At 60.0% G+C, this 8,982-nt stretch carries 10 protein-coding genes and 1 other RNA gene; 1 reads left to right on the forward strand and 10 read right to left on the reverse strand.

The annotated features are described in order from the left end of the window. Positions 1-171: 171 nt before the first annotated feature. The 6 genes from DWZ22_RS02930 to ssrA all read right to left on the reverse strand — a co-directional run bounded on the left by DWZ22_RS02930 (position 172) and on the right by ssrA (position 5,272). Positions 172-669 (reverse strand): PTS glucose transporter subunit IIA, encoded by a 498-nt coding sequence (locus tag DWZ22_RS02930; protein ID WP_118405368.1) that lies wholly within the window; start codon positions 667-669, stop codon positions 172-174. A gap of 70 nt (positions 670-739) precedes the next feature. Continuing rightward, positions 740-2,077, reverse strand: coding sequence for a phosphoglucosamine mutase (gene glmM, locus DWZ22_RS02935; protein ID WP_118345636.1), 1,338 nt, complete (start codon positions 2,075-2,077; stop codon positions 740-742). A 123-nt stretch (positions 2,078-2,200) separates the two neighbouring features. Then, the gene (rpsI, locus tag DWZ22_RS02940; RefSeq protein ID WP_022094634.1) at positions 2,201-2,596 is read right to left on the reverse strand and encodes a 30S ribosomal protein S9; all 396 of its coding nucleotides are present in this window, start codon (positions 2,594-2,596) and stop codon (positions 2,201-2,203) included. A 2-nt stretch (positions 2,597-2,598) separates the two neighbouring features. After that, positions 2,599-3,042, reverse strand: a complete 444-nt coding sequence (gene rplM / locus DWZ22_RS02945; protein WP_022094635.1) for a 50S ribosomal protein L13 — start codon at positions 3,040-3,042, stop codon at positions 2,599-2,601. 157 nt (positions 3,043-3,199) lie between these two features. Further along, the gene (locus DWZ22_RS02950; RefSeq protein ID WP_117734642.1) at positions 3,200-4,078 is read right to left on the reverse strand and encodes a patatin family protein; all 879 of its coding nucleotides are present in this window, start codon (positions 4,076-4,078) and stop codon (positions 3,200-3,202) included. Between the two features lie 830 nt (positions 4,079-4,908). After that, positions 4,909-5,272, reverse strand: a transfer-messenger RNA (tmRNA) gene (ssrA, locus tag DWZ22_RS02955). Positions 5,273-5,509: 237 nt separating this feature from the next. Between ssrA and DWZ22_RS02960 the strand changes: the two genes are divergently transcribed. Continuing rightward, positions 5,510-5,944 carry a hypothetical protein gene (locus DWZ22_RS02960; RefSeq protein WP_117793970.1) on the forward strand — a complete coding sequence of 145 codons (435 nt, stop codon included), beginning with the start codon at positions 5,510-5,512 and terminating at the stop codon, positions 5,942-5,944. Positions 5,945-6,002: 58 nt separating this feature from the next. Here the strand turns inward: DWZ22_RS02960 and DWZ22_RS02965 are convergent, their stop codons facing one another. The 4 genes from DWZ22_RS02965 to DWZ22_RS02975 form a co-directional block, all read right to left on the reverse strand. Further along, positions 6,003-6,518, reverse strand: a complete 516-nt coding sequence (locus tag DWZ22_RS02965) for a PIN domain-containing protein (RefSeq protein WP_158550205.1) — start codon at positions 6,516-6,518, stop codon at positions 6,003-6,005. Then, positions 6,515-6,868 carry a hypothetical protein gene (locus tag DWZ22_RS10215; RefSeq protein ID WP_158550206.1) on the reverse strand — a complete coding sequence of 118 codons (354 nt, stop codon included), beginning with the start codon at positions 6,866-6,868 and terminating at the stop codon, positions 6,515-6,517. The genes DWZ22_RS02965 and DWZ22_RS10215 overlap by 4 nt, the downstream gene beginning before the upstream one ends. A 139-nt stretch (positions 6,869-7,007) precedes the next feature. Further along, a complete protein-coding gene (locus DWZ22_RS02970) occupies positions 7,008-8,249 on the reverse strand; it encodes an HAD-IC family P-type ATPase (protein ID WP_233546431.1) in 1,242 nt (413 codons plus the stop codon). Between the two features lie 120 nt (positions 8,250-8,369). Continuing rightward, the gene (locus DWZ22_RS02975) at positions 8,370-8,573 is read right to left on the reverse strand and encodes a DUF6110 family protein (protein WP_118405370.1); all 204 of its coding nucleotides are present in this window, start codon (positions 8,571-8,573) and stop codon (positions 8,370-8,372) included. Positions 8,574-8,982 lie beyond the last annotated feature (409 nt).

Consider the following 8,982-nt stretch of genomic DNA (forward strand, 5'->3'; position numbering starts at 1 on the left):
TCGCGTAATGTATGTGTCTCGTGTCTAGCCGCGTCGAGGCCCCTGCCCGTCCACGGTGACCCGAAGCCTTTTAGCTTCGGACAAATCCCATCTTGCCACGGAGGGCGCCCTCTTTCAAGGGCGCCCTCCGTAAACGTGTTTGAATTGTAGGCTAATGGCCACGTGCACTTGCTAGCGCTCGCGAGCAACGATGAGCTGGTCCATCTCTTCGATATGCACGCCAACGGAGCCCTTGATGCTCGAGAACTCAACGGAGTTGCACACCAAGATGGGAACCGTCACATCGTAGCCCTCGGCAGCAATTGCCTCGCGATCAAACTCAATGAGCACATCGCCCTTATGGACGATGTCACCCACTTGCGCATGTACGGTAAAGTGCTTGCCCTCGAGCTGAACAGTGTCCAAACCAACGTGGATGAGCACGTCCAGGCCATCGACCGTGTTAAGCGCAACGGCGTGCCCCGTGGGAAAAATGGCCTCGACCTTGGCATCAGCCGGTGCAATCACACGCGTTCCGGTGGGCTGAATCGCCACGCCCTGGCCCAAAAGACCGGTGGCAAACGTCTGGTCGTTTACCTCGGAGAGCGGAATGACGTCGCCCGAGATGGGAGCATCCAGCGTAAGGACTCGACCACGCATACCAAAAGACCTTAGGACTTTAGTGAACATGCTCCCCCTCGGACATACCAATCAATCAAATAACCTTAACAGTTTACCACTTGGCACCCATTTTTGACCATTAGGGAAGTTCGCGCTTGACAACCTCGACGATGTCGTCGACAACGCGCTGGGTCAGCTCGTGCGTCTCGGCCTCGGCCATCACGCGGACCAGTGGCTCGGTACCGCTCGGACGCACCAGAATGCGGCCGCGGCCGTCAAGCTCCTTCTCGGCAGCAGCGACGGCATCCCAGATGGGCTGGCAATCGTCCAGACCAGCCTTGTTGTCGGAATGCACGTTAACGAGTACCTGCGGGTACTTCTTCATGATGCCGGCAAGATCGGTGAGGGTACGACCGGTGCGCTTGAGCACGGCCAGCAGCTGCAGAGCCGTCACCAGGCCGTCACCGGTGGTGTTGTGCTCCAGGAAGATGATGTGGCCGGACTGTTCGCCGCCGATGACGGCGCCGTCCGCGAGCATGCGCTCCAGAACGTAGCGGTCGCCCACGGCAGTCTGAACCATCTCGAAGCCTTGCTCCTTCATAGCGATGGAGAAGCCAAGGTTGCACATGACGGTCGAGACGATCTCGGAGTTGGCGAGCTTGCCGCGAGCGGCGAGGTCAGAACCGCAGATAGCCAGGATGTAGTCACCGTCGATCTCATTGCCCTCGCTGTCCACGAACAGTACGCGGTCGGCGTCGCCGTCGTGGGCCAGACCGATGTCAGCATGGGTGCGCAGTACGAGCTCGCGCAGGGGCTCGAGGTGAGTGGAGCCGCACTCAACGTTAATGTCAGTGCCGCAGTAATCGGTGTTGATGGCATGGACCGTGGCACCCAAGCGCTGCAGAGCGACGGGCGTAGTCTGGCAGGAAGCACCGTGACCGCAGTCGACGGCAACGACCAGGCCGTCGAGCCTCAGGCCATCAAGCGTATCGATGGCGTGGTCGACGTATGCCTTGCGGGCATCCTTCATCTTAATGATGTGGCCCACGCCGGCACCGGTCGGCAGCGTGTCGGCAGCCATGGCTTCTTCGGACATGACCCAGGCGCTGATCTCTTCCTCGACAGCATCGGGAAGCTTCATGCCCTTGCGGCTAAAAAACTTGATGCCGTTGAACTCCGGCGGATTATGCGAAGCAGAGATGACGATGCCGCCGTCGAGCTCGTTCTGAACGGTGAGCAGGGCCACGGCCGGCGTGGGGATGACGCCGCAGCAGTGCGGACGGCCGCCCTCGGCCATGATGCCGGCGGTCAGAGCGCTCTCGAGCATAGTGCCCGAAAGACGCGTGTCGCGGCCGACACAGATATCCGGACCAAGGAACTTGGTCGCCGCGCGGCCCAGGCGAAACGCGAGGTCGCACGAGAGGCCGGCATTGGCGACGCCACGGACGCCGTCGGTACCGAAGATGTTCTGGGGCATAGGATCGCTCCTTCCCTAGCAGGCGATATGCAACCGCCCACCCTAGTCGAAAAAGAAAAGCGGGACCCGCCGAGGAATCGGCAGGCCCCGCTTGTACATTGTATCTCGAAAGGAGATAAAACCTTAGCGCTTGGAGAACTGGGGAGCGCGGCGGGCCTTCTTGAGGCCGTACTTCTTGCGCTCGACCACGCGAGCATCGCGCGTAAGGAAACCGGCCTTCTTGAGATCAGCACGGTAGTCGCCAGCGTTCAGAAGAGCGCGAGCAATGCCCAGGCGCAGAGCGCCAGACTGACCGGAGATGCCGCCGCCATCGCACAGAGCGATAACGTCGAACTGACCGGCAGTGTCGGTCACCTTGAAGGGAGCAAGAGCGTTCTCAACGAGCTGATGACGGCCGAAATACTGCTCGGCGTCACGCTTGTTGATGGTCACCTTGCCGGTGCCGGGGACGAGACGGACGCGGGCGACGGCGTTCTTACGACGGCCGGTACCCTGGTAGACAACGGTGTTCTCAGCCATCTTTAAGCCTCCAGCTCAATCTTCGTGGGGTTCTGGGCAGCGTGCGGATGCTCGGCACCAGCGTAGACCTTAAGCTTGGTCATCTGGGCACGGCCGAGGGTGGTCTTGGGCAGCATGCCGCGAACAGCGCGCTCGATGACCTTCTCCGGGTGCTTCTCCATAGCCTGGCGGAAGCTCTCAGCCTTAAGGCCGCCGTTGTAGCCGCTGTGGCGATAATAGGTCTTCGTGTCGGCCTTGTTACCGGTAAGCTGGACCTTATCGGCGTTGATGACGACAACGAAGTCGCCGCAGTCGCTGTTGGGCGTGAACTGAGGCTTGTTCTTACCGCGCAGGATCATTGCGATCTGGGTGGCAAGACGGCCCAGGACAGCACCATCGGCGTCGACGAGAACCCAGTTGCGCTGGACCTCGCCCTGCTTGGCGTAGTGAGTCGATTTCGAAATCACTTAGACTCCTCCATGTACAGTACGTGTTGTTACAGAGATTCACGGGGCTCTGCAAGTAACCCGTCCATATTACCCCGCTCGCCGTACGAGTCAACAGGTATTTTGACTCCGACCAGAGTTTCTGCACATGTCGTCCATGGGTCATGACGTCGCGACACTAGCGCTCGACAAACGCCTCGATATCTCCCAGCAGGCGCTTTGCCTCCTGGCGGCCCTGAATATACAGGTCGAGGAGCTTTGCCGGATCGTGCTCAACATGGCCGACCTCGACCGGCTTTTGCGGAGCAACGACCAGCGCACGGCCCTCACGCTCATACTTCCACAGATGCATGCGCTGGATGTTATAGCGGTCGTGGCGCGTCTCGATAGCCTCAAGCAGATAGGGGTAGTCGGCATAGCGGGCTCGTGCGGCGGGCATAAACTCGTAGGGCTTTTTCTCGTACGAGCGGTCCTGCGTGACAATGACGACCGCGCGATCGAAGCCTGCCTCCTCCAGCACGTGCTCGATGGGGACCGAATCGGCTACGCCACCGTCGACGTATTTGTGCCCGTCAATCTCGACCGGTGGCGTCACCAGCGGCAGCGACGTCGATGCGCGCACGGCGTCGAGGTCGAGCACGGCACTTTTGACCGACAGGTACGCGGCGGTTCCAAAGAGCATGTCCGTCGCGACGGCGTACATCTCGATGGGGCTCGCGTCGAACGTCTCGCTGTCAAAGGGATCCAGGCGGTCCTGGACATCGTTGAAGATAAAGTCGTAGCCGACGATGGAGCCCGTGGACGCAAACGATGCGGCGCCCATGAAGCGGTTGTCGTTGCAGAAAGCCAGGTTGATACGGTTAGCACGGCCGATCTGGTGCGACTTGTAGTTCACGCCGTTGAGGGCGCCGGCCGATACGCCATATACCGCCGGAATCTCGACGCCGGCCTCCATGAGAACGTCGAGAACGCCCGCGGTAAACTGCCCACGAAAACTACCGCCCTCCAGGACGAGCGCGACCCTGCCGGCGTTCTTTGCTTTATCTTCTGCAGTCATGTTGACCTCCTGCTGTTTCGTTTTGGCCTTCTTCTACCCAGTTTTGGGATGGCAAGCGCGCGGGTTTTTCGAGGCGGCAGGTGAAGCGGAAAGTGTGTCCCAGTTTGAGGCGAGATTCCGGGATGTGCTTTCCGCTTGAGCTGCCGTTGGGAAAGCACGTCCCACTCTACGGCTCGATTCCGGGTTGCAGTTTCCGCTTGAGGCGCCATCCGGAAACTACGTCCCAGTCTGAGCGCGGATTCCGGGATGGACTTTCCGCCTGGGCCGCCATTGGGAAAGCACGTCCCACCCTGCGCTGCCGCGACGTTTTCTTTACGCCCACGCCCTGCATAGAGTTCGATTCTCCGCGGTACGGAGGATCCGTTGATGGGTTGAGTCCGGGGCAAGACGCCCGATCGGCATCGCATCTATATCTAGCTGGAGCTTTGCGCGGAGAATCCGCGTATTTGCTTCGCAAATCCGCACCGGCTTCGGCCGCCTGCCGGCGTCCTCGCCCGCGGGCTAAAAACGCTCACGCGTTTTCTTTACGCCCGCGCCCTGCATAGAGTTCGATTCTCCGCGGTACGGGGGGATCCGTTGATGCTGGGCGAGGCCAGCTGAGATTCGATAAACATCGCATCCATTTTGAGTCGGAAGTTTGCGCGGAGAATCCGCGTATTTGCTTCGCAAATCCGCACCGGCTTCGGCCGCCTGCCGGCGTCCTCGCCCGCGGGCTAAAAACGCTCACGCGTTTTCTTTACGCCCGCGCCCTGCATAGAGTTCGATTCTCCGCGGTACGGGCTGGAAATAAAAAGGTAGGTAGATACGAATATCTACCTACCTATTACTTGTGGTGGAGGCGCGGAGAATCGAACTCCGGTCCACGAAAGCCCCCTGATTGGCATCTCCAAGCTCAGTCGCTGGTTTTGTCTCGGACGCTTTGCGCGCAGCGACACGCTCGCGGCGTCCTAACCGGTTCGGTCTTAGCCTGCGCCATACCGATTACGTGCGCAGGAGCATTCCCCTAAAATGACGTCGCGCCGGTGTCGGGGAAATCACCGGGTTGACGCGCCGCTATAAACTAAGCAGCGAGAGCCATAGGCTCAAAAGAAGAGTTGTTGTCAATTCAATTTGACGGTACCCCTGTTTAACGAGGCGAGGAGACCTCGGCTTGCTTCCTCTCTCAGAGCTATCGTGTCGAAACCAGTCGCCCCCGAATGTCGGTAAAGTCTGGATGGCATTGGGCACGAGTACCCAACAGCCGTCGACTTTTCAAGGAACATACGGGGCGAGCCCCGCTTGTGAAGTGCTATGTTACCACGTTCTCAAGGAAGACAGATGTTCTATCCACGAGCTGTGAAGACCCCAATGTGCGCTGTACTTCGCACTTTTGCTACCGATCGCGTCACGTATATTTTCGCCAAGCACAATTGACCCGTCGAAAGGACCGTTATGGATACCAAGCAGCAACTCGTCAATGCCCTCGCAGGCCTGGGCTCAACCATTACCGAAGCTATGGATGTCATCGAGGGCTTTGTCCCCTGCGGACATCCCGCCCTCACGGTATCGAACGCACTCGTCGCGCTGGACGCTGACGATGATGCAGCTCTCGCCCAGCAGCTTGAGACCGTCGAGGACTTTATCGACCACGTGAGTGAGAACCGCGGCGTGGCCGCCTACCACGGCATCGAAGTCGAGCTCGCGGGTCCCAAGGCTGATCTGCTCGCAGCAATCCGCGAGGTAGGCGCCCTCATGCAAACCGCAGGCGTCAAGAACACCCAGGTCAACGAGTGGGTCTATCGCAGTCTGGCAGTACTCGACAGCTCCGACGAAAAGGCAGCCGAGCAGCTCGCAGAAAGTCCCGCCATTAAGGCCGAGCTTTTGTAAATAGCAGACGCGGGCCCCTTGGATCATCGTCGTCCAAGAGGCCCGCAAGCAGTTCGCGTCAACCGATAGCCGCGCCGCCGCGTTTGGCCAAAGCAAGAATCGGCATCATTTGACGAGGTGTCTTTGCTGCAAGATCGGCATGTTCGAGCAGTTTGCGATCGTTAGTTACCAAGTAATCAACCTGCGCGCGCTTGCATGCGGCGAGCACCAAGTTGTCCTCGTAATCGCGATGGAGCGTCAGATATTTGTTGGCCAGCCAAAGATCCGACGCATCTGCACCCACGGCCGTGGCGTTTTCGGTCATATTTCGAACAAACGCCAGCGCCGCATCGCCAATCGCGCGGGCAGAAGCCTCGTCGAGCGCTCCCCCGCTGGCAAGAACGCTACGCTTCAGCTCGTGTTGGACAACGTACAGCACGTCCTTAGCGATATGCACCGGAAAGAACAGCAACGCCCCCGTCTCCATCGCCCGCCCAATAAACGCACGCGCGGCAAGCGACTCGGCATGGTCGACGCAAAACGAATCAACCCATACGTTGGCATCCACCATTATTTTGAGGGGAGCCCCGCTCACACGATCATCCCCTTTTGGCGATAGCGCTCGTCCATGGCTTCCGAATAGATTGTGTCCCAATCGCGATCGTCGGATACGTGCGACGTAGCGATGCCCAGGTCCGCGTAAAGCTGATCCGCCGCCGCCCATGATGCGGCGAACGGAGTATCGGGCGCGACGGTCTGCCGCCGGTCGTCGACGGCCGCAAGCACTTCCTCGCACTGCCCGCCACCCTGCGCGACCTTGGCCACCACCTTTTTGATGAGCTCAGGCAGTGACCTGCCCGAAAGCTGCAGCGCTTCCTCGGCGCGCTCTTTAACCGAGCGATCTACGCGAACATTCACCTGCGCCATGCTGCCAACGGTAGCCATCTCAACCTCACCTTCAGAACTTACTAGCAGTGCTAGCACGATCATATATCTGAGCTAACATCTCGTCAAACAAAAGAAGGCCTGCACCCTGGCGGCTGCGATGCCGCCAGGGTGCAGGCCATATACTCAATCGAAAACGCTAACGCAGGTACGCCTTTGCGTTGCCCAGGCTGTAGGCGATCGTTGAGCCGTTGTGCAGCAGTGACGACGTCTGCGGAGTGATCCTGCCGATAATACCCAATGCCAACAGCGCCGAGTTGGTGAGCATCACCTTAGAATAGGAACTCGTCAGACGATCAATGAGGCCCTGGCTCATGCGGCGCAGGCGCACGAGTGCGGCGAGATCCGTGTCGGCCAGGATGATGTCGGCGACCTCCTTGGCAGTGTCGCTTCCACCGCCCATGGCCAGACCCACATCGGCCAGGCCCAGCGCCGGTGAGTCGTTGACGCCGTCGCCCACCATGGCAACGTGGCGCCCCTCGCGCTTAATCCGCTCCACATAGGCGTACTTGTCCTCGGGCAGCAGCTCGGCCTTAAACTCGTCGACACCCGCCTCGCGCGCAATGCGCTCGGCCGTGCGCTCGGAGTCGCCCGTAAGCATAACGACATGTTTGACGCCCAGCGCATGTAGGTCGGCGATGGCCTCACGGACCCCGAGCTTGAGCGGGTCCTCGATGCCGAGCACGCCGACGACCTTGCCGTCGACCGCCAGGTACAGCGGCGACAGGCCCTGCATCTGGGACTCAATGCGTTCCTTAATGTCGGAATCGAGCTGCGCACTCTCGTCCTCAAATACAAAGTGCGCGGAACCGATGATGGCGCGACGCCATTCGATGGACGAAGCGATGCCGTGCGCCACGATGTACTCGACGGCGGCATGGCGCTCGCGGTGTTCGAGCCCACGCTCGCGAGCAGCGTTGATGACTGCGCGCGCCACCGGATGCGGGAAATGCTCCTCCAGGCAGGCAGAAAGGCGCAGGACCTCATCCTCGCTCCAGCCGTCGGTCGTCAGCACGCAAGCCAGGCGCCGCTGCACCAGCTCATGAAGGGCAGCGCGCAAAAATGCGATGTAACCGGCCACGACAAACACCGCACGCAGAGGCGTCGGCAAGAACCAGCGGCGCGCGTAGTGGGCGCCGAAAAGTGTGGCAAAATCCATGACGAGCTTGTGCTTGCGTGGCTCAAGCTGCATCACGTAACCCGTCTTTGCGTCGGCAATGGCCTGGGCATCGAGCGCACCGACGGCGGCCAGCACGGCATCGCGGGGCGGCTCATCGTATTCGAGTGCCATCTGGCCGATGCGGCCATAAACGCGCACCTTGTGCACGCCGTCGATATCGCCGCTAAGCTTAAGAAGTGCATCGAGATCACTCTCTGGCACAGGACCCGCCAATTGAAGACGGGTCCTGCCGGGGATCTCGCTCATAATCGAGAATCTCATAGTTTGTGCCTGGGAGCGTTACTCGGCTGCCTCGTCAGCAGCGGCCTCGCTCTGGGTGATTTAGGCCGCCTCGGCAACCATGTCGTCGACATTAGCCTTGGCCTGCTCGACCATGTCCTGGTAGGCGTTCTTGATGCGCATGCCGCACGCGACACCCTGCACGCAGGCGTTCTTGACCGGGGCGCTGGTGAGCAGCTTGATGCCGTCCGTGCCGAGCAGAAAACCGCCACCGACAAGCAGGGTATTGAACGTCGACTTCTTCATGTTGCTTCTCCCTTTTGCCGCATTGGACGCGGCACGGTGCCTCAGCACCCGAGTAAACAAGTTTGCTTGAGAACACTTTTAGAAAATAGTTTAGTTCATCTAACTATTAAGGTCAACAAAGGTTAACTTTTTGGAAATCTTGGAGTCCAAATCCCATTCAGCCCACCTGACCCGAACGGCCGAGTCGTCACGGAACCCGGGAGCCCCGGCAGGGCGGGTGCTTCCTCAAAATGATTTCCCTTCAAAACAATGGGCGTGCCGACGGCACGCCCATTCACTCTATTCCATTCAGCCCACCTGACCCGAACGGCCGAGTCGTCAGGGCGGGGAAGGCTATCGGGCGGGCAGGGCCCGGGCCTTTGCTCGCAACGAGTTCCGCACGCAAAGGAGGCGCCAGTGGCGCCTCCGT

This window comes from Collinsella sp. AF31-11 (assembly GCF_003475605.1).
Lineage (GTDB): Bacteria > Actinomycetota > Coriobacteriia > Coriobacteriales > Coriobacteriaceae > Collinsella.